This is a genomic window from Psychrobacillus sp. INOP01, from assembly GCF_018140925.1.
In the GTDB taxonomy this organism is placed as follows: Bacteria; Bacillota; Bacilli; order Bacillales_A; family Planococcaceae; genus Psychrobacillus.
Genome location: NZ_CP073315.1, coordinates 480,579 through 505,611 on the forward strand (window position 1 = coordinate 480,579; position 25,033 = coordinate 505,611).

Genomic DNA, 25,033 nt, shown 5'->3' on the forward strand with positions numbered 1-25,033 from the left:
CAACCTACCCTTTCCTAACTGATAAGCATTACTTAAGCTTTTCAGTTATATGTAATTACAAAAACAAAATTTCTTTAGTACACAGTTTCTTTAAAGAAAAAGCCAGTATCTAATGGTCTTAATGCTGGTTGGATTTCTTCTATTTTGTTAAATAGCTCTTTTTTGCGAGCTTTATAAGCTGCTCTCGATTCATAATAAGCATCGATTGCTTGACGGTAGTAGCCTGTAACAGCTGTTACATAAGATGGGTCTTGTAAGATTCCATCTATTTTTAAACTATCAATTTCAGCATCTAATAACTCATCTAGTTCATCGATCATACACATATCGTTTGGACTAAAAATATGAGTACCATTGCTATCCTCATAAATCGGATATTTATTAGATCGTTCTTTGTCATGTAAAAACATATTTTTATTTTTCGAACGATTTTCTACTTCCATTGCTTTTTCTTGGAATAAGAAATAATTACCTAACAGTGACCGCTTAGATTGAAAAATACAAGTCATACCTTGGACTTGTACTTCTATTTGAACTTCAGCATTTTCTTTTACTTCGACTACCTCATCTAGACTTAGTTCTCTTGCAAGAACGGCTCTGGTTGACCCACGTTTCCCCCAATAATTCGCTGTAAAATAATTGGTTGCAGTTTGTTCCGTATTCCAATGTAGGGGAATGGTTACTTCAGCTTCACGTCTAGCTATAATAACTGCTGGATCTCCGAACACAATTCCATCTACGCCAATCTCTTGAAGCTTTGTCATGTAAGGTGCCAGTGCTTCTAATTTATCGTTATGGAAAAGGGCATTCATCGCAACATATAGCTTTTTGTTTTGTTTAGAGGTGAGAGTTCTTGCTGTTGCAATTTCTTCCAATGTAAATTCTCCTGGAAGTCTCAGACCAAAAAACTGTTCACCAACTAAAAAGGCATCAGCTCCAGCTACGATTAAATCCTCTAAGTGACTAATACTTGCTGGTGTAACTAATAATTCTGTTTTGTTCATATCTTTCACCTCTTAATACTTACTAACATTCCATCTCCAACAGGTAAGAATGCAGTGTCATAATCCGGATGATTCATCAGCCACTCCATAAATTGATGTTGGTTTCGGACCATAGTTCTTTTTCTTCTAGGCACTTCACTCATCGGTAATTCAGACAAACCATTTAACAATAAATTATCACAATAAATAACGCCACCATCATTCAAAAATGGGGCATATTTTTCGAAGAAATTTTTGTATTGACCTTTAGCTGCATCAATGAAAATAGCATCAAATTTGGAGTCTTCAAGCTCTTTTGCTGAAATTTCTAATGCGTCTCCAACAATTACTCGAATTCGGTGTTGCAAATCCGCACGCTCCATATAATTTTTAGCCAGTTCTGCCTTAGTTTCATCTCGCTCAATAGTCACAATGGTTGTTTGCTCTAGTTTAGTCGCCATACGCATGGAAGAGTATCCAATCGCAGTTCCAAGTTCTAAAATAGACTTAGGCTTTTGTAAAGAAAGAAGCTGCAATAACGATTCCATACCCATCAGTTGCATAATAGGCACATGATTATCTTTTGCATATTGTTCCATTTCCAAAAAAATAGCGGATCTAGGTTTAATCAGATCCTTCAAAAAATCATCACTTATATTCATCAAAACTAACCCCTTTAGGTCAATAAAATAGTAATCCCTATTATGTAAAAAAACAACTCTTATAATAACATAGCAGGAGAAGGAATGCGACATCACTCCCTCTCCTGCACTAAAATTATTTTAAAAATTCGTCAATTTTTTGAAGATGTTCATCATAAGTTACAGAAAAGTGATTAGTTCCATCTTTATCGGCTAAGAAGTAAAAATAATCTGTATCACTTGGATCCAGTGTAGCTTCAATAGATGATTTACCAGCATTTGCAATTGGTCCAGGTGGTAAACCAGGATTTTGATACGTATTATAAGGGTTATCAAACTCTAAGTCTTCAAACAACACACGATCTTTATGCGTTCCTTTTGCATAAAGGACAGTTGGATCTGTTTGTAATGGCATACCTTCTTCTATACGGTTAAAAAAGACACTTGCTATGGTTGCTCGATCTGTTTGGGCTGTAGCTTCTTCTTCTAACAAGGATGCAAAAGTTAATAACCAGTGAACTGATTTTTCTTCTGCTTGCAATAGGTCTACGTATGAAGTTACTACTTTATCAGTATTAGCAAGCATTGTATCTACTATCGCCTCGATAGAAGGATTTTCCTCGAAAAATGGATAAGTCGCTGGGAAAAGATATCCTTCTAAAGCATAGCGTACATTTTCTCCTTTAATCTCCGGACCTAATAAATTTGGATATTTAATCATCATTCTGTCCACAAATTCCTCACTTGTTACGAGGGCGAAGAAGTCATCGGCAGAATGGTTTGTATTTTTTTCAACTACTTGTCCTATTTGCTCGATTGTTAATCCTTCAGGAATAGTCAACGAGAAAACTGGTTTCCTGTACACTTTACCAGTTTTTAAGCTTTCAATAATTTCATCTAATGTCATTGCCTTCGTTAAACTATACTCCCCAGCCTGAAATTGAGATTCATTATTAAACTTTGCATAATACTTGAAAATTTTAGCGTTTTTTATAATTCCACTTTCTTCTAACTCGTTGGAGATAGTATCTAATCCTGATCCGATAGGGATGTCCACTGTTATGGTCTCTTCAGAATTAGGATCTAATGGTAGAAGTGCTGATTCTACAAAATTATAGACAACTAAACCACCTATACCCCCTACGACGATTAACAGAAACGTAATGATTAAAACAATTTTTCTAACAAGTTTCACTTCTTTTTTCTTTTTTTTCATTTTTTTAAACATAATATCTTTTTTTGTTTCATTTTCCACGGGTTCTCCCCCTTTATCACGCATTAACTGTTCAGTAAGACTCCCACTTCAAGGTTTAGCCAAAGTAATAAAGCATAAGTGGGAGATAACTGCCCGTAAAAGCCCGAATGGTTCAACTAACAATCAGAGGGGACGAATAACTCCCCTCTGATTGAAGTTTCACTTTATCCCATCTCATTATACAAGAAAACATACAAAAGAACAAAAGCGCAAGCGCCGGCTAAAGTAGACACCTATTTCTAACGTTTTCGATGAGCTTTCTATAGACTTGTTGCTAGATTAAAATTAATGATTTTTTAGTGAGGACAATATTTTTCCTACTTTAAATTAAACCATCTATATCTAGACTGTGAATTACTTGTAGACAGTTATAAACAGTTCCAGGATTTTACAATTTCCTAAACAAAGAAAAAGGTGAATGAGGCTTCCCTCATCCACCTTGAATAGATAATCTTATTCTTCGTCTTCGTCTTCTTGCTCATCTAGGAATGTACTTAACATTTCTTCGATCATATCCCATTCAGCATCAGACTCTACCGGAAGTAACTCTCCGTCTTCTCCGTCTTCATTTGGAGTGAAGGATGATGCATGAATTTCGATTTCTTCATTTTCATCTTCTTCTGCTCCTATTGGATAATAAAGTACATAGGATTTTCCATATTCATCTGATTCAAATGTGAAAAGCACGTTACAAAGTTGTTCGTTTCCATTCTCATCTACAATTGTAATATTTTCTTGACCGTGGTCCATTTGCAGTCACCTCATCTATTTTTTCTATCAAGATAGCCTTGTAAAATCATTACAGCAGCCATCTTGTCGATCACTAGCTTACGTTTCTTACGGCTAACATCAGCATCTATTAACATACGTTCTGCAGCCATCGTTGTCAATCGTTCATCCCATAATGTTACAGGGAAATGATATTTCTCGGTTAATAGCTTGGCATATTGTTCTGAAGCCTCAGCACGTGGACCAATAGAATTATTCATGTTTTTCGGAAAACCTACAACAAATTCAGTTACATTATGCTCTTTCACGAGTTCATCAATTCGTTCTAGACCAAATTCTAAATTTTCTTCATGTATTTTTATCGTTTCAATACCTTGTGCAGTCCAACCTAGTGCATCACTAATTGCTACTCCAACGGTACGAGATCCAACATCTAACCCCATAATTCGCATCATTAAGCCTCATTATTTTTTTTAATATAAAACTTCACTAGTTCTTCTAATATTTCATCTCGTTCAAGTTTTCGAATCATATTTCGTGCATCTTGATGGCGAGGAATATAAGCTGGATCACCTGACAATAAATAGCCTACAATTTGATTGATAGAATTATACCCTTTTTCTTCTAGTGCAGAGTGAACTTGTATCATCACATGTTTTACTTCTTGTTCCATCGATTCTTCAGGGAAATTAAATTTCATCGTTTTATCAAAAGAGCTCATGATCAGCACCTCGCTTTCCATTTGTAGTTAGTAACTAATGTATCTATTGTATCAGTATACCCTATTTTGGAAATAGTTTAAAGAGATTTAATATAATCCAATACAGAACTTAAGGCACCTTCTAGCTTACTTGCATCTTTAGCACCAGCCATTGCAAAGTCTGGACGACCTCCACCTTTACCTCCGCATTGCTCCGCCACTAGTTTAACGATATTACCGGCATGGTAGTTCCCACCAACTATATCCTTTGTTACTCCTGCAGAAATCATTACTTTATCCCCATCAACTGCACCCAAAACAATGACCGCTTTTTCTAGCTTTTGTTTTAAATCGTCCATCATTTGACGTAATTGGTTATTATCCTTCGCGTCTACTTTTACGGATAACACGGTAACATCATTCACTTTTTGTGCTGATGACAATACAGAAGAAGCCTGGCTATTTGCTATTTTTGCAGATAGGGACTCATTGTCTTTTTGAACATTTTTTAGCTCTTGTAATGTTTGAGCAACCTTATTCATCAAATCTTTTGGCTGTGCCTTCAATAAATTTGCTGCCTCATTTAACATATGTTCCTCTTCCTTAACCATTTCATAAGCACCTTTACCAGTTACAGCTTCAATACGTCTAGTACCAGCTCCGATTCCACTTTCTGAAAGGATTTTAAAGAATCCAATTTCTGAAGTGTTTTGGACATGAATACCACCGCATAGCTCTAATGAGAAATCGCCCATTTTAACCACTCTTACAATATCACCGTATTTTTCTCCGAATAATGCCATTGCACCCATTTGTTTTGCTTCATCAATATTATGGAAACCAGTAACCACCGGGATATTATCCCACACTTTTTCATTTACTATACGTTCTATTTGTTCAAGCTCTTCTTTTGTGACTTGTCCAAAATGAGAAAAGTCAAAACGTAAACGATCAGGACCAACATAAGAACCAGCTTGGTTTACATGTGTTCCTAATACATCTTTCAAAGCCTGATGTAAAATATGTGTAGCTGAGTGATTTTTAATCGTATGTCCACGAAGAGAATTGTCGACAGTTGCCAAAATTTCAGCATCAGCAATGATTTCTCCTGATTCAATAACTACTGTGTGTAAGTTTTGTCCATTAGGAGCTTTCTGGACATCTTTTACGTATCCTTTAAATGTATCGTTTTCAATTACTCCATGGTCGGCAATTTGCCCACCACTTTCAGCGTAGAAAGGTGTTTTTGTTAAAACAACTTTAACTTCTTCACCTTCGTGTGCTGTTTTTACTAATACTTGATCTCGAACAATTGAAGTAACTTTTGTGGACACAGAAATTGTGTCATATCCAATAAATTCACTTTCATCATGAAGATTTCCGAACACTTCGGATTGTACTTGCATAGAATCTACATTTTGACGAGCTGCACGAGCACGTGCACGTTGACTTTCCATTTCTGATTTGAATCCTTCATGATCAACGGTCATATTTGCTTCTTCTGCATATTCTTCCGTTAATTCAATTGGGAATCCGTACGTATCATATAACGTAAACGTCGTTGTACCTGGAATTGAAGATTCACCTTTTGCTTGTTGTTCCTCAATAACCTTTTCTAATATAGCTAAGCCATCATGAAGTGTTTCATGGAATCTTTCTTCTTCAGTTTTAATAACTCGCATGATGAAATCTTGTTTTTCTGTAACCTCTGGATAGAAATCTTGCATAATTTCTCCTACCACTGGAACAAGTTCATGTAAGAATGGCTTTTCAATCCCTAATTGTTTTGCAAAACGAACAGCTCTACGAAGTAATCTTCTAAGAACATATCCTCTTCCTTCGTTTGATGGTAATGCACCATCTCCAATAGCAAAAGCTACTGTACGAATGTGGTCAGCAATAACTTTAAATGCAGTATCATCAACATCATTTGAACGATACGGCTTACCAGAAATCTGTTCTGTTTGACGAATAATTGGCATAAATAAGTCCGTGTCAAAATTTGTTGGAACATCTTGCACTACACTTGCCATACGCTCTAGTCCCATACCAGTATCAATATTTTGTTTTGGTAAAGGTGTGTACGTATTGTCTGGATTATGATTGAATTCGGAGAACACTAAATTCCAAATTTCTAAATAACGTTCATTTTCCCCACCTGGATACAACTCAGGGTCGTTCATGTCATTACCATAGCTTACTCCACGATCGTAGAAAATCTCTGAGTTAGGACCACTTGGACCTTCTCCAATGTCCCAGAAGTTGCCCTCCAGACGAATAAGTCTTTCTTCCGGAATTCCAACTTCATCCTTCCAAATATTATATGCTTCTTCATCCTCTGGATGTATCGTAATAGATAATTTTTCTGGATCGAAAGCCATCCACTTAGAATCTGTTAAAAACTCCCATGCATATTGGATTGCCTCTTTTTTAAAGTAGTCGCCAATAGAAAAGTTACCTAACATTTCAAAGAAAGTATGATGTCTTGCTGTTTTTCCGACGTTCTCAATATCGTTTGTGCGAATGGATTTTTGCGCATTCGTGATACGAGGGTTTTCAGGAACAACACGACCGTCAAAATATTTTTTTAATGTAGCTACACCACTGTTTATCCAAAGTAAAGATGGGTCGTTGATTGGTACAAGTGGAGCTGATGGTTCCTGGGAATGACCTTTTTCAATAAAAAAGTCTAAATACATTTGTCTAATTTGAGCACCAGTTAATTGTTTCATGTTTAGTTCCTCCTAATAATTTGTATTTTGGGTCGGTATACGTTGATGATTTAATTTTGGATCAGCTTACGGTAAGTATTGATTTAAGTTGTGGTAAAGTGAGCCAAATAGGATTTTCTATACGGATGTGAGCTGCTGCACGCTACGCATGAGCCTCCGCAGTGAGCGCAGCGAACGAGGAGGCTCGGACTCGCCCGCGGAAAGCGTCCGCCTGACACGGAAATCAATAGTATTACTTCTTAGAAATCTTAGAAAAACATTTCCCTACTAATTAAAAGACTTAAACTGTAGATGTTATAAAAGCCAAAACAAATAAAAAAAGCCCTCATCCCTAAAAAAGGGACGAAAGCTGTTGTTTCGCGGTACCACCCTAGTTACATAGTAGAATTGCTACTATGTCTCTCAAGAAGCCTTAACGCGGCCGAACGACAGGTTTTAACTGTACTCAGGAGTAGCTTTCCTAAATGTTAGATCAGTGAATTCTTTCAGCCAAGGAATTCATCTCTAGTCAGATAACAATTAGTACTTTCTCCGTCAACATTTTACTATATGCAATTGATTATAAAAAACAAATCGTCCTGTGTCAATTGTCTGTATCCATAAATTGATATGGCGTGACACCATTCATCCCAATAAGAGGGTCTATCTTATGATAATTTTCAGCAGTTAAGTATGTGAAGTCAGTTTGAGTCCCATCTGATTCTGATTCTAATTCTTTTACTATTTCTTTATCTTCTTGCTCTGATTCTTCTACATTAGATAAACGATCTTTTAATGTTGTTAATCGCTGAAGATCATCGGTTCTTTGAACTCCGAACTTAAACACTTCAGGATCTCCACATAATATGAGAAAGTTTTTAGCACGAGTAATTCCTGTATAAAGTAAATTTCTTCTTAACATCTTCATATAACTTCTTGTTATGGGCATAATAACCGTTTGAAATTCACTACCTTGTGATTTATGGACTGAACAGCAATAAGCAAGTGTAAGCTGATTCAAATCATTTTTTTCATAGGTTACTTCATTGCCATCAAATGAAACTATTAACATCTCTTTTTTCTCGACTGTTTCTGCAGCTCTGAAAATACTAATAACTTCCCCCATATCTCCATTAAACACATGACTCTCTGGTTGATTGACTAGTTGTAGAACTTTATCCCCAATACGGTAGATAGTTTCACCAAATACCATTTCTTTTCGCTTTCCGTCCGTATTAGGATTGACCATTTCTTGGATCATTTTGTTAAGAGCGTCAATACCTGCCGGACCTCTATACATAGGTGCTAATACTTGCATTTCTCGAATGGAATGTCCTTTGGATAATGCACTTTTTAATACTTGTTCCACCACTTTCGGGATCTGATCAGTAGTAGCTTTTATAAAGGATCGATCCTTTGTCTTGTCTAATAGAGATGCTGGGACCATCCCTTGCTTCATTTCATGTGCCAGTTCTATAATCGAGGACCCTTCTGCTTGTCGATAAATATCCTTTAGTTCAACTGTAGGGATTCGTTTGGAAGCAAGTAAATCCTTTAATACTTGCCCGGGTCCTACTGGTGGGAGTTGATCTTGGTCCCCTACAAAAATAACTTGGGCATCCTTTGGTATAGCCTTTAATAGTTGATATCCTAACCAGGTGTCTAACATAGATGTTTCGTCAATGATAATTAGTTTACCTTCTATCTCTTTGCCTTCGACATCCGCATCTTCTTGACCATTAAAGCCTAATAATCTATGAATAGTCATAGCCGGTAATTCTGTCGATTCACTTAGTCGTTTGGCCGCTCTACCAGTTGGAGCAGCTAAAACTACCGGAAATGGTTTCTTGTCTTTTACCCACTCCTTCGGATCCAGTGAGAGTCCATGTAACTCTGCATATAGCTCGACAATCCCTCGAACAACGGTTGTTTTTCCAGTTCCAGGACCTCCCGTTAGTAAGGTCATACTTGCATTTAATGCTGTTTCAATCGCATTAATCTGTGTCGGGGCATATTGCACCCCTAAACGTTCTTCAATACCCCCAAGATGCTTTTTCATCTCAGCTAAAGGAAATTGATGATGTGTATCATTTTCAGCTAGAAGTGTTTCAATTTTAGAACCAATTCCAACTTCGGAATAATATAAAGAAGGAATATAAAAACGATTCACCTCTCCGACTATCCGACTTTCTTCAGCAAGTTCAATACAGCATTTGCTTATTGCCTCATACGGGATCTCTTCACGCTGAGCATTTTCTAATAGCTTTTTAACTGATTCTAATAATTGCTCTGCATATAAAAATACATGACCTTCTCCTAGCGAAGCAGATTGTAGCAAGTGATATACCGCCGCTTTAATACGATCTGGGTGGTTACCTTGAATACCTAATTTATAGCCAAGCTCGTCTGCTCGAACGAAACCTACCCCCTCTACCTCTTCAATTAGACGAAATGGATTTTTAGTAAGGACGGTGATTGTTTCTTCTCTATAGGCTTGATAGATTTTCATAGCTATTTGAGGGCCAAATCCCCATTCATTGAGTTGAATCATCACTTTTTCCAAACCTAAATTTTGTTCTAATACTGCACGTAGTGTCTGTTTTTTCTCTTCTGAAAGACGTGGCACTACATCTAGTGCTTCTGGATCATCTAATATTTTGTTAATGGCGTTTGGTCCGAGTTTTTTTACAATTTGTTCTGCTGTTTTGCGACCTATACCAGTGAACATATCGCTCGAAAGATAATGAATGATTCCTTGCTCTGTCGCTGGTACTTCTTTTTGGAACGTTTCCACTTGAAATTGAACGCCATATTTCGGGTGATTTTTAATATATCCAATAAATTTATACGGTTCTTCCAGTACTAATGGAGGGAAATAACCAGATACAATTACTTCTTTGTCTGTGTATGTAGTGTTGGTGGATTTGATTTTCACTTTAATAATTGAGAATAAGTTTTGAGGGTTATGAAAAATCGAAACGATAGGACGACCCGTAATAAATTGTTTTTCATTATTTATTTCGTTGGTCATGCTATCGCCTCCAGAGTTTCATTAATTTCGTAGGGAAATCATGTCGTGCACATAGCGTGCCTGATCATAATTGGGTTGAAGCGTAAAAGCTTCTTTTAAATGGGATAATGCAGCATCAGTGTTAGATGTAGAAACAGCATATAAAACACCTAAATTATAGTGAGCATCTGCATTTTCAGCATCCGTCTCAATTATCTCTTTAAAAACCGGTTCTGCTTGATCGAACATTTCTAAACTAGCCAGTGCAATTCCATAAGATAATTTCACTTGAGTATCCTCAGGAGCTAGTTCATATGCTCTTTGAAAGTATGGAAGTGAAAGCTTCGTTAAACCTTCTTTTTCAAGACTCTTCCCAAGCATATAGTAAGCGTCCGGTCCTTCAATACCATTAGAAATTGCTTTTTCATACAACTTAGCAGCTTCCTCAAATCGTTCCGCATTATAATATAAGTTTGCAAGACTATAATAGGCCGTTGCTGCACCCTCATCTAGTGTGATCGCTTTTTGAAAAAATTTCTCTGCTCGTTCATCTTCATTCATCGAGGATAAAAGATTTCCAAAATTGATATAACCGATAGCCTCATCTGGATTTTCTTCAATTGCTTTCGTAAAAAACTCAACCGCTTTTTCGTAATTCTCTTCTTGAATAGCTTGAATTCCTAGTTCATTGTAGTTCATGTTATTACCTCCAGTTATCCAACATAATCCAGTTTAACGCCATCTTTGAATACTTCATCAATTGTAGCACCGCCTAGACATTCATCACCTTGGTAGAATACTACGGCCTGTCCTGGTGTAATAGCACGTACTGGTTCATCAAATGTAACTCTAACTCGATTAGAATCTATCAACTCCACGAATACACCTACATCGTCTTGACGATAACGGAACTTCGCTGTTGCTTGGAAAGATTGAGGTTTTTCGATTGTTGTTGTAAAGGATAAATCAGTTGCAGTTAGGCTAGTTGAAAATAATGCATCATTGTTAATATTTTGCCCAACTAGAAGTACATTTCTGTCCAAATCTTTCCCAATTACGAACCATGGATCACCTGAACCACCAATTCCAAGACCATGGCGTTGACCGATTGTATAGTACATCAATCCGTCATGCTGTCCCATTACTTTTCCATCCATCGTTTCCATAGCACCTTGTTGTGCAGGAAGATACTGACTCAAGAATTCCTTGAAGTTTCTTTCGCCAATGAAACAAATACCAGTGGAATCCTTCTTTGTCGCTGTAGCAAGACCTTGTTCCAATGCAATTTCACGCACTTTTTTCTTTTCTAAATGTCCAATTGGGAACATTACCTTTTCTAATTGTTCTTGATTTAATTGATTTAAAAAATATGTTTGATCTTTATTATTGTCTCTTCCACGTAGCATACGAGTTTGTCCATCACGAACTTCTACTTGTGCATAGTGACCAGTCGCTAAGTAGTCTGCTCCTAATGCTAATGCGTGCTCTAAAAAGGCCTTAAATTTAATTTCTTTATTACACATAACATCTGGGTTAGGAGTTCGCCCTGCTTTATATTCTTCTAAAAAGTAAGTGAAAACCTTATCCCAATATTGTTTTTCAAAGTTTACTGCATAATAAGGGATGCCTATTTGGTTGCAGACTTTTATAACATCTTCATAATCCTCTGTAGCAGTACACATACCAAATTCATCGGTGTCATCCCAGTTTTTCATGAAAATGCCGATAACATCATAACCTTGTTCCTTCAGTAGATAAGCGGCAACTGAAGAGTCTACCCCTCCGGACATTCCAACTACTACTCTTGTATCTTCTATTTTTTTCATCGTATTCACTCTTTTCACTTAAATCTTTAACTTCATTGTAGTAACATTCAAACTCAAGCTAAATGAAGTTAAACCTTTAGTTGAGTTTGAACTATAATACTATCTTACTTATTTTCTTTACAGCTTCCTTCACTTGCTCTTCCGTATTGTTCAAGCCAAAACTAAAACGAACCGAATTGCGTAGCTCCGGTGTGTTTTCGCCATACATCGCTACTAGTACATGAGATGGATCAATCGAACCGGCAGTGCAAGCAGACCCGCTAGATGCGTCAATACCAGCTAAATCTAATTGCACCAAAAAAGTCTCCACATCTGTATTGGGGATACTAATATTTAATACATGTGGAAGAACAAATTCAGGCGAGCCATTAACTTTAAAAGGAACGTCTAATCTCTCCAATTCAGTTAAGAAAACTTTCTTAAACTGACTATAAGCTGCAGTCCCCTCAATAATCGCTGTTTGTTTCAATTGTACTGCCTTTGCAAATGCAACAATAGCCGGCACATTTTCCGTACCTGCTCGTTTTTTTCGCTCTTGCTGCCCTCCGTAAAAAATAGGCTTTAGAGAAACACCTTTTCGTTGATATAAAAAACCTATCCCTTTAGGTCCATTTATCTTATGACTTGAAACACTTAGTAAATCAATTTGGGCTAGTTGAACATCTATTGATAAACAACCATATGCTTGTACAGCATCTGTATGGAAATAGGCAAGGTGATCCTTCAGTAGCTCTCCAATTTCCACAATAGGTTGAACAACGCCCACCTCATTATTTGCAAACATAATGGAAACTAAAATAGTATCTTTTCTCAGTGAATTTTTCAAGTCATCGATACTGATCAAACCATTTTTATCTACTGGTAAATAAGTTACCTCAAAACCTTCTTTTTCAAGTTGCTCACATGCATGAAGTACGGCATGATGTTCAACTTGAGTTGTAATAATATGCTTTCCTTCGTTCTTTCTTGCGTACGCAGTTCCAAAAATAGCGTAATTATCTGCTTCCGTACCTCCGCTAGTAATTGTAATTTCCGTTTCATGTGCTCCAATACTTTTAGCTAAAATTACTCTAGCCTCATCCACTTTTTTTCTTGCTTTTCTTCCAGTTTGATGAATGCTAGATGGATTTCCGAACTCTTCCTTCATTTCAGCTGTATAGACTTGGATTACTTCTTTGGCCATTGGTGTTGTGGCTGCATGATCCAAATATATTCTAGTCATTTTAAACTCCTTATATATAAAACATATATCCAGCGTTCCCTGGATCTTCTTCAGTGTATTTTGCAAGGTCTTCGATCGTAGTTGTATCTAGTACATTTTTTACTGCGTCTCGTATACGCATCCATAATTCACGCTGTGGAGGTGCTTCCTCTTCAATACCCTCAACGATTTGAATAGGACCCTCTAAAACTCGAATTACATCTCCTGCAGTTATTTCGCTTGGAGTTCTTGAAAGCATATATCCTCCGTATGCTCCTCTGACACTCTTCACAAGCCCTGCATTTCTAAGAGGAGAGACTATCTGCTCTAAATACGCTTCGGACAAATTATATTCTGCAGCGATTTGTCGAAGGGCAATTTGGCCTTCTCCGTATTGCTTGCCTAGAGCGACCATTATCGTTAAACCATATCTTCCCTTTGTTGAAAATTTCAATATAATTCACCTCATAAGATTAAAAAAATTCTTTCCCTAGTATAGCATAATTACACGCTATATCGACTTCAAAATGACTTTTCAGACAATCTTCTATATAATAAAAGAACAAACGTACGAAATAAGGAGAGATCATTTTGCAAAATGAACCTTTAGCATATCGGATGAGACCTCAAACTATTGACGACCTCGCTGGACAACAGCATGTTATCGGAGAAAACACCGCTCTATATAAAATGATAAAAAACGGACATGTACCCTCTATGCTATTATACGGTGACCCGGGCGTAGGCAAAACATCTCTTGCTTTCGCCATCGCAGGTACGACAAAGCTACCTTTTGTTGCATTGAATGCTACAAAAGCGGGGAAAAAAGACGTGGAAGATGTAGTAGCCGATGCACGTATAAGTGGAAAGGTTATTTTATTTCTGGACGAAATTCATCGTTTCAACAAGCTACAACAGGATACATTGCTTCCACACGTCGAGAATGGATCCATTATTTTAATCGGCGCAACAACAGAAAATCCTTATCATGATGTAAATCCAGCTATAAGATCACGCTGTGGAGAGATCAAACAACTCAAAAGATTAACAACAGACGACATAGACTTACTATTAAATAGAGCGTTGGAAGATAAAATTAAAGGTCTAGGTCAATTGAACATTCAAATTACTGAGCAGCAAAGAAGACTTATTGCAGATGCAGCAAATGGGGATGCTAGGAAAGCTTTAACCCTATTAGAATCTACCATCTTTGCAAGTTTCGAAGAAAATGGGGTAACCATTGTAGAGGATTCAACCTTAAAAAGTCTTGTAGATCGGGTCGGGGTATTTGGAGATAAAAAAGGCTCTCATTTTTATAACTTGCTTTCAGCCCTACAGAAATCTGTTCGCGGTAGTGATACGGATGCTGCTCTATATTATTTAGCACATTTATTGGAAAATGGAGATTTAGTAGCTGTATCTAGGCGGCTACTTGTGATGAGCTATGAAGATATAGGTCTTGCCAATCCTTCTATTGGACCCCAAGTGTTAGCTGCTATTCAATCTGCTGAACGATTAGGATTACCCGAAGCAAGAATCCCCTTAGCCAATGCAGTTGTCCTAATGTGTCTTTCCGAGAAGTCCAATTCAGCTTATTCGGCTTTAGACGCTGCAATAGCTAGTATTCACCAAGGAAAAACTGGGGATATTCCAAGTCATTTAAAGGATACGCATTATGCAGGGGCTGCTGATTTAGGTCATGGCGGCTATATTTATCCGCATGACTATAAAATCGGAACCTTTGGAGGCTGGGTCAATCAAACATACCTCCCTGATAATCTTGTAGGGAGTTCCTTCTACAAACCAGTAGAAGCTGGAGAAGAAAAAAGATTAGCGGCTATTTATAAGCGATTAGAGAAATTTAAAACACAAAAATAAGAAAACAACAAAAGTGAATGCGCAAACGGCCATTAAAACCTGTTTCTATCGTTTTCGGTAGGCTTTGGACAGACTTGTTGTTATATACCGACTGTTCTTTATAGAGGCTGGTCGTGACTGACGTCACGACCAGCCTCTCTTTTCTCGGTAATCTTATGGCGTTGTCTGTCCGTCGCCCTCCTACAACTAAAAAAAACAGTTCGAACAGCAGTATTAAGGGACAGATCCTATTCCTCAAAATACCTGGATCACTGGATTTATGGAATGGGAACTTTATATATATAATTGAGCAAAATCGCTTGAGTCCGGACGGGAAATCACTCATAGAAAATTATTTACATGCATTAGTTTTATAAATCCCCAAAAAAATCCAGTCACCTTATAGGGACTGGATTTTTGATGTTTTAGACACCCATTTTACGTCTAGTGTTACTAACCTTTTTAGTTTGTTGACTTTTCATTTTTTGGCTTCCTGTAGATCCGTTAAGGGAAGCTTTACCACCGGCAGATTGATTCTTTTTCTCTTCAAGCTTTTGCTTAACAGCTTCTTGTAGTGTCATTTTCTTTTTAGGTGCTTCTTGGTTATTTGTTTCAGTCATTTTATTCCCCTCCTTGTTTATATAAATTTAGTATAAATCATCAGGAAAAAACTTCAAGCAATTACTGTACTCTATTAATATGAATATCTTTTGAAATGTCGTTTATTACCCAGCTGGCACATATTAAACCGACTGTTGATGGAACAAATGCATTTGAAGAAGGTGGCATCTTAGCTTTTCTAATAGCTGCCTCTGGTTTACCTACTGTTTCAACTACATCTTCTCTAACTACAATTGGACTCTCATCTGAAAATACAACTGGAATCCCTTTCGTAATTCGGTCTTCTTTGCGCAGCTTTGTGCGTATTACTTTTGCAATTGGATCTGTATGTGTTTTAGAAATATCCACAATCTTAAAGCGAGTCGGATCTGTTTTATTTGCGGCACCCATACTTGAAATAATTTTAATATTACGTTTCAAACATTCTTTCATTAAGTGAATTTTATAAATGATCGTATCAGAAGCATCTATAACATAATCAATATTCATCGCAAAAAATTGTTCATACGTTTCTTCAGTATAAAACATATGCATATCTATTACTTCACATTCAGGATTAATGTCAGCAATCCGTTCCTTCATCACTTCTGATTTTGAACGTCCAATCGTTGATATGTAAGCTACTAATTGACGGTTAATATTAGTAATATCTACATTATCTTTATCCACTAAAATAATACGTCCAACACCGCTTCGTGCACAAGCTTCAGCAGCGAAAGATCCAACTCCACCGACACCTAATATAGCAACAGTAGTACCTTTCAATAAATCTATTCCCTCTTTACCTATTGCAAGTTCGTTTCTAGAAAATTGATGCAACATTTTAAAACACTCCATTTTAAATCAGATTAGTAGGATTAAATCCCAAGAAAAAACCTCTAGCAAATTCGCCAGAGGATATTTAAGAAATGATACGAATCCCAATCGTGCCGACAAATAAAGCGTATCGTTTTGAACCCGCAAGAAGCAGGTGGGTGTCCTCTTTATTAATCTTGGCGTCCCGATTAAAGGCATGTCATTCATAATAAAAGTTAGACTCCCAACGATATAGTTGTTCGGTCAAAACTGATTAGCAAATTGCGAACACATCAGGATTCGTGTTAATTGAATAATAACATATAAATTTTCGAAATTCAATCATTTTATCATGTACTTAATTGACTATTCTGAATAATAGGTAAATATAATTATTCGTCTTTAACTTATACTTAATAATATTTAGTTCCATAAGTTGTAAGGTAAGTCCATCATGAATATGATGCATCATATAACAAAAATGGAGGACATGAATGAATTCGTTAAGTACATATTTCTTGTTAGGCATATCTTTAGCAGCGCCTATTGGTCCTGTTAAAGCAACACTCCTAAACACCGGTATAAAAAACGGTTTTTTCCATGCATGGTTTTTTGGACTCGGTGCAATAGTAACAGACATAATTTATATGCTAATGGTTTACTTTGGAGTAGGGCAATTTATCGATTCTCCTCATATGCGGATATTTTTATGGTGCTTCGGCTTTTTTGTACTAATGTATACGGGAATTGAAAATTTACTTACGTTAAACAATATTTCTATGGACCCAAAATTCCGGAAAATTGTGCGGTTCAGACACTCTCTACTTGCTGGTTTGCTAATGGCTTTTTTAAATCCGTTAACAATTCTATTTTGGCTAGGTATTTACGGGTCTATTTTAGTGAGTGGCGGCGGTGAAATATCTGGTATTGAAACGATTATCATAAGCATAGCCATATTAGTTGGTATTGGATTTGTAGATTTTATAATGGCTTTCTTATCGAGTAGTTCACGAAATTTATTGTCCACCCCTCTCTTAAAAGCTATTTCTTTTATTTCTTCTTTAGGTATGATTGGTTTCGGTATCTATTTTGGCATGCAAGCATTTCAAGCTCTGTTTTAGTAGATTTTTGAAACGTATATTGTAGTTCACGATGGAGAACATACCTTAAAGATCATTAGTTGAGGTGTGTATATGATAAATAACAATAGTCAAACTGACAATGTAAGTATATGGTGCGTTATTAGTATGGCTTCTATCCCACTCGTCATGACACTTGGCAATTCTATGCTCATCCCTATTTTACCTATTCTAGAAAAAAAGGTAGGTATCAGCTCATTCCAGTCAAGTATGATTATTACAAGTTATTCAATTGCAGCTATTTTTCTTATACCAGTGGCGGGATACCTATCTGATCGTTTCGGGAGAAAGATCGTCATTTTACCAAGCTTGATATTAGCGCTACTCGGAGGTATTATTGCTGGTTTTGCCTCGTGGAAAATAGATGACCCCTTTTTTTGGATTATTATAGGAAGAATCCTTCAAGGTATAGGGGCGGCTGGTGCCATGCCAATAGTATTGCCGCTAGTAGGAGATTTATATAAAGATGATGATGAAAAAACCAGTTCCTGTCTCGGAATTATCGAAACCTCCAATACCTTCGGAAAGGTTTTAAGCCCTATTCTTGGATCTGTTTTAGCAGCGGTATTATGGTTTTTACCTTTCTTTTCAATTTCGATTTTTAGTTTAATTTCCATCGTGATGATATTTTTCTTTGTAAAAGTACCAAAGGAAAAAGATGAACCCATAAAATTCAAGGACTTTTTGAGGAATACAAGGAAGACATTTAAAAAGGAAGGTCAATGGCTTTTAACTGTATTTATAAACGGCGCTTTTGTTATGCTCCTATTATTCGGGGTTTTGTTTTTTCTATCCGAAATGCTTGAAAAAACACATGATATAAAAGGAATAAAAAAAGGATTTGTATTAGCAATTCCACTTCTCATGCTTTGTATTGCTTCTTATATAACTGGTCGAAATATAAAAGGAAATGTTTCCACTATGAAAAAGATGACGATGATTTGTCTAATAGTCATGTCTATCTCTGTAGTATTTATAGGATTTACAAAAGAAAAACTGTTTCTATTATTACTTATAACAAGTGTGATGGGAATAGCCATTGGTGCATTGTTACCAGTATTGGATGCACTGATTACCGAAAATATAAAAAAAGAAGAGCGAGGCACGATCTCTTCTTTTTATAGTTCTGCCAGATTCATCGGAGTTGCAGCTGGCCCACCAATCATGTCACTAGTCATGAAAAATTATCTTAATATTAGTTATATTGTTGCTGGAGTGATTGGAATTACTTTGTTTTTCCTTGCGATGAAACTTATAAAAGTAGAGGAAATTGAGGGACAAAATCATAAAGTATAAATATAATGGACTGGAAAGCGATAAGCTAACCAGTCCATTTTATATTTTCAGTTTGACTTTAAACTATAAAGGATGAGCAATATACCTGCAAATAAGCATACCATTCTTGTTAAAGATATTTTTTCAGATAAGCCAGTTAAACCTATGCCAGTTGTAACTATTAAAACAACAGGACCTACTAAAGCTAGTAAAGAGTTAATATAAAAAGCTTTTTCTAAATCATTAAATTTAATCATAAGCATTGCTGCAGATAACTCTATACTTCCTGAAAGTAATCTAAGTATGATAATAAATAATAATGCCTTCTCAATAATCAGTATCTTCTACCTCTCTTTAATAAAAGAATATGTACTATTGAAATTATATGTAAACATCGTAAGTATTATTTGAGTAACACCTTAAATATGTTTATAAGAACAGCGCAAGCACCTGTAATTTAAAACCTGTTTCTATCGTTTTCGAAGAGCCTTAGACAGACGTCTTGCTATATTATTACCGAGTGAATTTTTAGGGATGCTAGTTGGTTGTGACATCCGCCACAACCAACTAGCATCTTTTTTTCGGTAATTATATGGCGTTTCTCTTTCCAACGCCCTCCTACAACTTCTATAAGCAGGTTAATGCGTTTTTGGATAACTAGAGAAAGGATACATCACTATTCATAGAGAAAGCTCTCGAAGATGCAATTTCGTTCGCTATTTCGCTTCTTTATTAGTAAATACTTACTATTTCTCTTTATTCCACTAGTAAAAAATGAAATCTAACTTCATCAAAATTGAATAATTGTATTTCTAATTCAAAAACGATTACAAATAATTTTATCACTTTCTAAAACTTAACAAATCTTATCTTCTTAGCAGTAAGCTATGCTATAGATGGAGTCTTACACATTTTATTAGGAACGTAGTGACCAGGAGATTGAAGCCGTACCCGCGGAAAGCGTCCGCCTGAAACGAAAATCAGCAGTGTCATATATCTGATTCTCCAAAATACCTGGATCACAGAGTTAAGTGTCAAGAAAGTCTTTAATCTAAAAAAGAAGGATTCATCACGACTATTGTCACGACAAATCCTTCTATAATTTACTTCGTTTTCAATTTTAAGCTCAAGCTTAACTCATCTAACTGAGCCTCTGCCACTGGGCTAGGTGCAGAAGTTAATAAATCACTTGCACTTGCTGTTTTCGGGAATGCAATCGTATCACGTAAATTTGTACTACCAGAAAGAAGCATTACTAATCTATCTAGTCCAAATGCAACTCCGCCATGTGGAGGTGTTCCATATTCAAAAGCTTCCATTAGGAAACCAAATTGAGCTTTAGCTTCCTCATCCGAAAACCCAAGTATCTCGAACATTTTTTCTTGAACTTCTCTAGAATATATACGTAGAGATCCTCCACCTAATTCATAACCGTTCAATACTAAGTCATACGCTTGCGCACGTACTTTACTTGGATCAGTATCCATTAATGCAAGATCCTCCTCAAAAGGTCTTGTGAATGGATGATGCGCTGCGTAGTAACGACCTTCTTTTTCATCATATTCGAATAACGGCCAGTTAACTACCCATAAGAATTCAAAGCGTGATTCATCGATCAACTCAAGCTCTTTTCCAAGTTTTAAACGTAACGCACCTAATGCATCTGCCACAACGGAGGATTTGTCAGCAACAAACAATAATAAATCTCCTGCTGTTGCCTCTAATGTTTGGATAAGGCTTGTAGCTGCTTCGCCCTCGAAGAACTTAGCAATTGGACCCTTCAAACCTTCTTCGTCCACTTTCAACCAAGCAAGCCCCTTAGCACCATAAACTCCAGCGAATTCTCCAAGTGCATCAATATCCTTACGAGAATAGTTATCTGCTGCACCTTTGACATTAATCGCTTTTACTTGCCCTCCAGCTTCCACTGCTGAAGCGAAAACCTTAAATGAGCTGTCTTTCACTAATTCCGAAAGATCAACAAGTTCTAATCCAAAACGAACATCCGGTTTATCTGATCCAAAGCGATTCATCGCTTCATCATAATTCATACGGTTGAAAGGAATGGTCACATCTACACCTTTAACGTCCTTCATAACCTTTTTCATCATGCGTTCATTCATTTCTAAAATTTCATCCATCGATAGGAAACTCATTTCCATATCAATTTGAGTAAATTCTGGTTGACGGTCTGCACGTAAATCTTCATCACGGAAGCATCGAGCAATTTGATAATATTTTTCAAATCCTCCAACCATTAGAAGCTGCTTGAACAACTGTGGTGATTGTGGAAGTGCATAAAATTCTCCATCGTGTACACGACTTGGCACTAAATAGTCACGTGCTCCTTCAGGAGTAGATTTAGTTAAAATTGGAGTTTCTACTTCTAAGAATCCCTCATCATCTAGGAAGCGTCTCACTGTTTTAGTAATATCTGAACGCATTTTGAAGGTATCATACATTACTGGTCGTCTTAGGTCTAAGTAGCGATATTTTAAACGAATATCTTCACCTGCATCTGTTTGGTTTTCAATTGCAAATGGAGGGTTTTTAGCTTCGTTAATAATGCGAGCTTCACTAGCATGTACTTCAATTGCTCCAGATGAAATATTTTTGTTCACTTGGTTTGCTGCACGTGCAACTACAGTACCTTTTACCTCTATTATATATTCATTGCGCAATTTATCTGCAATTTGAATAGCTGATTCTGAAAATTCCGGATTGAAAACTACTTGTACTAGCCCTGTGCGATCACGTACATCAACAAATATTAATCCACCTAAATCTCTACGTTTTTGTACCCATCCGATTAATTGGATGGATTCACCTATTTGCTGTTCATTTAATTGTCCACTTGTGTGTGTTCTACTCATTATTCCTCTGCCTCCAACTGTGTTAAACTAGTCTTTATTTGTTCGATTAATGAACTGAATGGAACTAAATTTTGAGTACCAGTTGCTAGATCCTTCAACATAGCACTTTCTTTTTCTAATTCATCATCGCCAATTACTAATACAAATTTTGCATTTAAACGATCGGCTGATTTCATTTGTGTTTTCATTTTACGATCTAAATAATCCATCTCTGCTGTAATTTTGTGGTGTCTAAGTTGATACGTAAGTTCGACCGCTTTTTTCTTAGCGGCTTCACCTAGTCCAATTACATAGACATCTAATGTCGACTTAGCAGACCATTCATTGTTTTCTGCTTCAATAGCTAATAATAATCTTTCAATACTCATTGCAAATCCAATTCCAGGAGCATCTGGTCCACCTAGTTCTTCTACCAGACCGTTGTATCTTCCCCCGCCTGCTAGTGTTGTAATTGCTCCAAACCCTTCTGCAGCACTCATAATTTCAAAAGCAGTGTGGTTATAATAATCTAATCCACGTACCAGATTAGGATCTACCTCAAATGGAATATTTAATATCGTTAAATATTCTTTTACTTTTTCGAAATAAGCAGCTGATTCTTCATTTAAAAAATCTGCTAAGGAAGGTGCTGTTTCCATTAACGGATGGTTACGATCTACCTTGCAATCCAAAATACGAAGTGGATTTTTTTGTAATCTATTTTGACAATCCGAACAAAACTCTTCAATATGTGGCTCAAAGTGACCAACTAGTGCCGCTTTATGAGCAATTCTACTTTCAGTGTCCCCTAAGGAATTTATAACAAGCTTTAGCTTTTTCAATCCTGCATTTTGATAGACAGACATTGCTAAAGAAATAACCTCGGCATCTATTGCTGGATCCGCACTACCTATTGCTTCAATACCAAACTGTACGAATTGACGGTATCTACCTGCCTGCTGACGCTCATAACGGAACATCGGTCCCATATAGTAGAGCTTAACTGGCTGATCTGGATAACCGAACATTTTATGTTCTACAAACGCTCTTACCGTTGATGCTGTACCTTCTGGTCGCAATGTAAGGGAACGATTCCCTCTATCTTGGAATGTGTACATTTCTTTTTGAACAATATCCGTGGTGTCTCCAACGCTTCTAGTAAATAATTCAGTATGTTCAAAAACAGGGGTTCTAATCTCTTTGTATTGATACATACGACATTGCTCTCTAATTAGTTCTTCTACTGCTTGCCATTTACTAGTTTCTGATGGCAAAATGTCTTGTGTTCCTCTAGGTACTTTAATATCCATGGCAATTGCCCCTTTCCATTGCATATAAAAAAGCCCTCATCCCCTGCTATAAATAGCAAGGGACGAGAGCTTATATAAGCTTCCGCGGTTCCACCCTAGTTGGTCAAAAAATTGACCCTCTCAATTCTGGATAACGACCAGTTCCGTTTCTGCCTACTAAAGAATAATCTCTTTCGACAAAAATCCTCTCGAATGTTGTTCACTGAATGCGTATGTAGGAAAGATTTCAGCCACGTCTTTCCTTCTCTTGTCATCCGTTTTAGACAGCTACTTTTTCGGTCATCGGTTTGTTTTAGTTTTTGATTATACTTTATCTTAATGACGTAAGACAAATAAGTCAACCCTTTTGAAGAAAAGGTAGAATTTTTTTATCAGACTATTTACAATAGGGATAGGAGTGATTCAATGAACGCTAAAATAATACATAAAATGACTATTATTTTTTTATGTGCATGTTTCCTTATACCATACTTGCAAGTAGATGCACAGGAGAATGAAGTGACCGTAAATGTTGCTTCTTTAAAAGTACGATCAGGTCCAGGCCTTACATATGATACGATCGGTGCTGTTACAAAAAATGACAAATTAGACGTAATCGGCAAGGAAAATGATTGGCTTCAGGTTAATTTTGGGAGTTCCACTGGTTGGGTAGCTAGCTGGTACACAACAAAAGAATCGCTTGAGTTGACAAACAAGCAGATTGTATCGAAAGTAAATCGATTGAATGTTCGAACGGAACCTAATACCTCTTCCGCAGTGATAGGTCAATTACAAGAGGGTGATTCTACAATTGCCTACAAATCTCAAGATGATTGGATTGAAATAGACTTTCAAGGTCGAAAAGGTTGGGTCAATCAAACCTATATCACTGTGACCGACCAAACTGTAAGCAAAGATACGAACACTACTGAAAGTGTATTTGAAGTATCCGTCGATGCACTAAATGTTCGCTCAAAAGCAGATTTAACTTCCAAAAAAATAGGACTGGTTAATAAGGGAGATCAATTTTCAGTTGTTGACTCTGATCATAATTGGGTGCAAGTAGAACTTGAAAATGGAGAAAAAGGATGGTTGTATAGCTTTTATGGAACCTTCTCTGCAACTTCTGAAAGTATTGAATCTGCAGAAACAAAAGGAACCATTACTATTCTATACAATGGGACAAACCTTCGCTCTGATAGCACAACGAGTAGTGAAGTAGTCTCAAGAGCTGACGCTGGAACTACATTTTCAGTAGCAGAAAAGACAAATGATTGGTATAAAATTATCTTAGATAATGGACAAACAGCTTATGTAGCTAGTTGGTTAGTTTCATCTTCATCCACAGCATCTAATGTAATTGAGCAATCAGAGGAAAAACACGAAGGTGAAAAAGAGGAGAAAAAGGATGTTACACGTAAAAAGGGTACCTTAAAAGGATTAACTATTGTCATCGACGCAGGGCATGGTGGAAATGACCGTGGCACGACTGGTGCACTTGGAACAGATGAAAAAGATATTACTTTAATAACATCAGAATTACTTTCATCCAAATTACAAGCAGCTGGTGCTAATGTAATTTTGACTAGAGAATCGGACGAATATGTAGACCTTCGAAAACGCGTCTCCATTGGGCACCAAGTCGATGCTGATGCATTCATAAGCTTACACTATGACGCAATCGATAATAGCTCGGTAAGAGGCTTCACAACCTACTATATGCATAATTACCAAAAAGAATTGGCTAAGTATGTCCATAGTGGGCTTGGTGAAATGATTTCTTTAAAAGATAGAGGCACTCAACCAGGGGATTATTTGGTATTACGAGAGAATAAACAGAATGCTATTTTAATAGAGTTGGGTTATCTAAGTAATCCTTCTGAAGAACGGAATGTAACTACTCAAAACTATCGAGAACAAGCTACTCATGGTATTTATAATGGGATTATAAATTATTTTGATGCTCAATTAGATTAATCATAAAAGGTCAAAATCTGTTTCTATCGTTTTCAGACGGCTTTGTACAGACTGGTTGCAATATAATTTTAGAGAGGCTGGTCGTGACTGACGTCACGACCAGCCTCTCATTTTTCGGAAATCTTACGGTATTTATCTGTCCGTCGCCTTTTTTCAACTTTAGGTACTGGAT

General features: G+C 36.7%; 21 protein-coding genes, 1 other RNA gene and 2 other annotated features. Of the genes, 4 read left to right on the top strand and 18 right to left on the bottom strand.

What is annotated here, in order from left to right; genetic code table 11:
* Window positions 1-74: 74 nt before the first annotated feature.
* From KD050_RS02500 to cymR, 12 genes are all read right to left on the bottom strand, one after another.
* On the bottom strand, window positions 75-1,004 hold the full coding sequence (locus KD050_RS02500) for a peptidase U32 family protein (RefSeq protein ID WP_211894699.1): 930 nt from the start codon (window positions 1,002-1,004) through the stop codon (window positions 75-77).
* Between the two features lie 5 nt (window positions 1,005-1,009).
* The gene (locus KD050_RS02505; protein WP_211894700.1) at window positions 1,010-1,645 is read right to left on the bottom strand and encodes an O-methyltransferase; all 636 of its coding nucleotides are present in this window, start codon (window positions 1,643-1,645) and stop codon (window positions 1,010-1,012) included.
* Window positions 1,646-1,760: 115 nt separating this feature from the next.
* Window positions 1,761-2,879: an endolytic transglycosylase MltG gene (mltG, locus tag KD050_RS02510; RefSeq protein ID WP_211894701.1), complete on the bottom strand. Its 1,119-nt coding sequence runs from the start codon at window positions 2,877-2,879 to the stop codon at window positions 1,761-1,763.
* A gap of 453 nt (window positions 2,880-3,332) precedes the next feature.
* Complete coding sequence (locus tag KD050_RS02515; protein WP_211894702.1) at window positions 3,333-3,629, bottom strand: DUF1292 domain-containing protein; 297 nt, start codon at window positions 3,627-3,629, stop codon at window positions 3,333-3,335.
* 11 nt (window positions 3,630-3,640) lie between these two features.
* Entirely contained in the window at window positions 3,641-4,060 is a 420-nt protein-coding gene (gene ruvX / locus KD050_RS02520; RefSeq protein WP_211896182.1) for a Holliday junction resolvase RuvX, read from the bottom strand.
* A gap of 2 nt (window positions 4,061-4,062) precedes the next feature.
* Entirely contained in the window at window positions 4,063-4,329 is a 267-nt protein-coding gene (locus KD050_RS02525; protein ID WP_090563918.1) for an IreB family regulatory phosphoprotein, read from the bottom strand.
* Between the two features lie 77 nt (window positions 4,330-4,406).
* The gene (gene alaS, locus KD050_RS02530; protein ID WP_211894703.1) at window positions 4,407-7,040 is read right to left on the bottom strand and encodes an alanine--tRNA ligase; all 2,634 of its coding nucleotides are present in this window, start codon (window positions 7,038-7,040) and stop codon (window positions 4,407-4,409) included.
* 335 nt (window positions 7,041-7,375) lie between these two features.
* Window positions 7,376-7,587, bottom strand: a binding site (T-box leader).
* A gap of 36 nt (window positions 7,588-7,623) precedes the next feature.
* A complete protein-coding gene (locus tag KD050_RS02535; RefSeq protein WP_211894704.1) occupies window positions 7,624-10,050 on the bottom strand; it encodes an SF1B family DNA helicase RecD2 in 2,427 nt (808 codons plus the stop codon).
* 21 nt (window positions 10,051-10,071) lie between these two features.
* Window positions 10,072-10,728 carry a tetratricopeptide repeat protein gene (locus KD050_RS02540; protein WP_211894705.1) on the bottom strand — a complete coding sequence of 219 codons (657 nt, stop codon included), beginning with the start codon at window positions 10,726-10,728 and terminating at the stop codon, window positions 10,072-10,074.
* Between the two features lie 14 nt (window positions 10,729-10,742).
* On the bottom strand, window positions 10,743-11,855 hold the full coding sequence (gene mnmA / locus KD050_RS02545; protein ID WP_211894706.1) for a tRNA 2-thiouridine(34) synthase MnmA: 1,113 nt from the start codon (window positions 11,853-11,855) through the stop codon (window positions 10,743-10,745).
* Between the two features lie 91 nt (window positions 11,856-11,946).
* Entirely contained in the window at window positions 11,947-13,077 is a 1,131-nt protein-coding gene (locus tag KD050_RS02550; RefSeq protein ID WP_211894707.1) for a cysteine desulfurase family protein, read from the bottom strand.
* Window positions 13,078-13,087: 10 nt separating this feature from the next.
* On the bottom strand, window positions 13,088-13,510 hold the full coding sequence (gene cymR, locus KD050_RS02555; protein ID WP_211894708.1) for a cysteine metabolism transcriptional regulator CymR: 423 nt from the start codon (window positions 13,508-13,510) through the stop codon (window positions 13,088-13,090).
* A gap of 137 nt (window positions 13,511-13,647) precedes the next feature.
* On the opposite strand from cymR, the gene KD050_RS02560 reads away from it, so the two are divergent.
* Window positions 13,648-14,934 (top strand): replication-associated recombination protein A, encoded by a 1,287-nt coding sequence (locus KD050_RS02560; RefSeq protein ID WP_211894709.1) that lies wholly within the window; start codon window positions 13,648-13,650, stop codon window positions 14,932-14,934.
* A 404-nt stretch (window positions 14,935-15,338) separates the two neighbouring features.
* On the opposite strand, the gene KD050_RS02565 is transcribed toward KD050_RS02560, so the two are convergent.
* From KD050_RS02565 to ssrS, 3 genes are all read right to left on the bottom strand, one after another.
* The gene (locus KD050_RS02565) at window positions 15,339-15,533 is read right to left on the bottom strand and encodes a hypothetical protein (RefSeq protein ID WP_211894710.1); all 195 of its coding nucleotides are present in this window, start codon (window positions 15,531-15,533) and stop codon (window positions 15,339-15,341) included.
* A 61-nt stretch (window positions 15,534-15,594) separates the two neighbouring features.
* On the bottom strand, window positions 15,595-16,356 hold the full coding sequence (locus tag KD050_RS02570) for a tRNA threonylcarbamoyladenosine dehydratase (RefSeq protein WP_211894711.1): 762 nt from the start codon (window positions 16,354-16,356) through the stop codon (window positions 15,595-15,597).
* A gap of 91 nt (window positions 16,357-16,447) precedes the next feature.
* A non-coding RNA gene (gene ssrS / locus KD050_RS02575) (6S RNA) lies at window positions 16,448-16,632 on the bottom strand.
* Between the two features lie 191 nt (window positions 16,633-16,823).
* On the opposite strand from ssrS, the gene KD050_RS02580 reads away from it, so the two are divergent.
* A complete protein-coding gene (locus KD050_RS02580) occupies window positions 16,824-17,450 on the top strand; it encodes a LysE family transporter (RefSeq protein WP_211894712.1) in 627 nt (208 codons plus the stop codon).
* A 72-nt stretch (window positions 17,451-17,522) separates the two neighbouring features.
* Window positions 17,523-18,764, top strand: a complete 1,242-nt coding sequence (locus KD050_RS02585; RefSeq protein WP_235753904.1) for an MFS transporter — start codon at window positions 17,523-17,525, stop codon at window positions 18,762-18,764.
* A 47-nt stretch (window positions 18,765-18,811) separates the two neighbouring features.
* On the opposite strand, the gene KD050_RS02590 is transcribed toward KD050_RS02585, so the two are convergent.
* The 3 genes from KD050_RS02590 to hisS all read right to left on the bottom strand — a co-directional run bounded on the left by KD050_RS02590 (window position 18,812) and on the right by hisS (window position 22,905).
* On the bottom strand, window positions 18,812-19,084 hold the full coding sequence (locus tag KD050_RS02590; RefSeq protein WP_211896184.1) for a YqhV family protein: 273 nt from the start codon (window positions 19,082-19,084) through the stop codon (window positions 18,812-18,814).
* 762 nt (window positions 19,085-19,846) lie between these two features.
* Window positions 19,847-21,619: an aspartate--tRNA ligase gene (gene aspS / locus KD050_RS02595; protein WP_211896185.1), complete on the bottom strand. Its 1,773-nt coding sequence runs from the start codon at window positions 21,617-21,619 to the stop codon at window positions 19,847-19,849.
* Window positions 21,616-22,905 (bottom strand): histidine--tRNA ligase, encoded by a 1,290-nt coding sequence (hisS, locus tag KD050_RS02600; protein WP_211896186.1) that lies wholly within the window; start codon window positions 22,903-22,905, stop codon window positions 21,616-21,618. The genes aspS and hisS overlap by 4 nt, the downstream gene beginning before the upstream one ends.
* Before the next feature lie 55 nt (window positions 22,906-22,960).
* Window positions 22,961-23,197 (bottom strand) — a binding site (T-box leader).
* Window positions 23,198-23,310: 113 nt separating this feature from the next.
* On the opposite strand from hisS, the gene KD050_RS02605 reads away from it, so the two are divergent.
* Window positions 23,311-24,861, top strand: coding sequence for an N-acetylmuramoyl-L-alanine amidase family protein (locus KD050_RS02605; protein ID WP_211894713.1), 1,551 nt, complete (start codon window positions 23,311-23,313; stop codon window positions 24,859-24,861).
* Window positions 24,862-25,033 lie beyond the last annotated feature (172 nt).

Excerpts from the sequence above, each read along its gene's own strand:
- KD050_RS02550 (WP_211894707.1), bottom strand. The coding sequence starts at position 13,077 with ATGACTAGAATATATTTGGATCATGCAGCCACAACACCAATGGCCAAA.
- KD050_RS02565 (WP_211894710.1), bottom strand. The coding sequence starts at position 15,533 with ATGACTGAAACAAATAACCAAGAAGCACCTAAAAAGAAAATGACACTA.
- KD050_RS02500 (WP_211894699.1), bottom strand. The coding sequence starts at position 1,004 with ATGAACAAAACAGAATTATTAGTTACACCAGCAAGTATTAGTCACTTA.
- KD050_RS02585 (WP_235753904.1), top strand. The coding sequence starts at position 17,523 with ATGATAAATAACAATAGTCAAACTGACAATGTAAGTATATGGTGCGTT.
- ruvX (WP_211896182.1), bottom strand. The coding sequence starts at position 4,060 with ATGCGAATTATGGGGTTAGATGTTGGATCTCGTACCGTTGGAGTAGCA.
- alaS (WP_211894703.1), bottom strand. The coding sequence starts at position 7,040 with ATGAAACAATTAACTGGTGCTCAAATTAGACAAATGTATTTAGACTTT.
- mnmA (WP_211894706.1), bottom strand. The coding sequence starts at position 11,855 with ATGAAAAAAATAGAAGATACAAGAGTAGTAGTTGGAATGTCCGGAGGG.
- hisS (WP_211896186.1), bottom strand. The coding sequence starts at position 22,905 with ATGGATATTAAAGTACCTAGAGGAACACAAGACATTTTGCCATCAGAA.
- KD050_RS02605 (WP_211894713.1), top strand. The coding sequence starts at position 23,311 with ATGAACGCTAAAATAATACATAAAATGACTATTATTTTTTTATGTGCA.
- KD050_RS02535 (WP_211894704.1), bottom strand. The coding sequence starts at position 10,050 with ATGACCAACGAAATAAATAATGAAAAACAATTTATTACGGGTCGTCCT.
- KD050_RS02580 (WP_211894712.1), top strand. The coding sequence starts at position 16,824 with ATGAATTCGTTAAGTACATATTTCTTGTTAGGCATATCTTTAGCAGCG.
- KD050_RS02515 (WP_211894702.1), bottom strand. The coding sequence starts at position 3,629 with ATGGACCACGGTCAAGAAAATATTACAATTGTAGATGAGAATGGAAAC.
- KD050_RS02570 (WP_211894711.1), bottom strand. The coding sequence starts at position 16,356 with ATGTTGCATCAATTTTCTAGAAACGAACTTGCAATAGGTAAAGAGGGA.
- KD050_RS02540 (WP_211894705.1), bottom strand. The coding sequence starts at position 10,728 with ATGAACTACAATGAACTAGGAATTCAAGCTATTCAAGAAGAGAATTAC.
- KD050_RS02505 (WP_211894700.1), bottom strand. The coding sequence starts at position 1,645 with ATGAATATAAGTGATGATTTTTTGAAGGATCTGATTAAACCTAGATCC.
- KD050_RS02525 (WP_090563918.1), bottom strand. The coding sequence starts at position 4,329 with ATGAGCTCTTTTGATAAAACGATGAAATTTAATTTCCCTGAAGAATCG.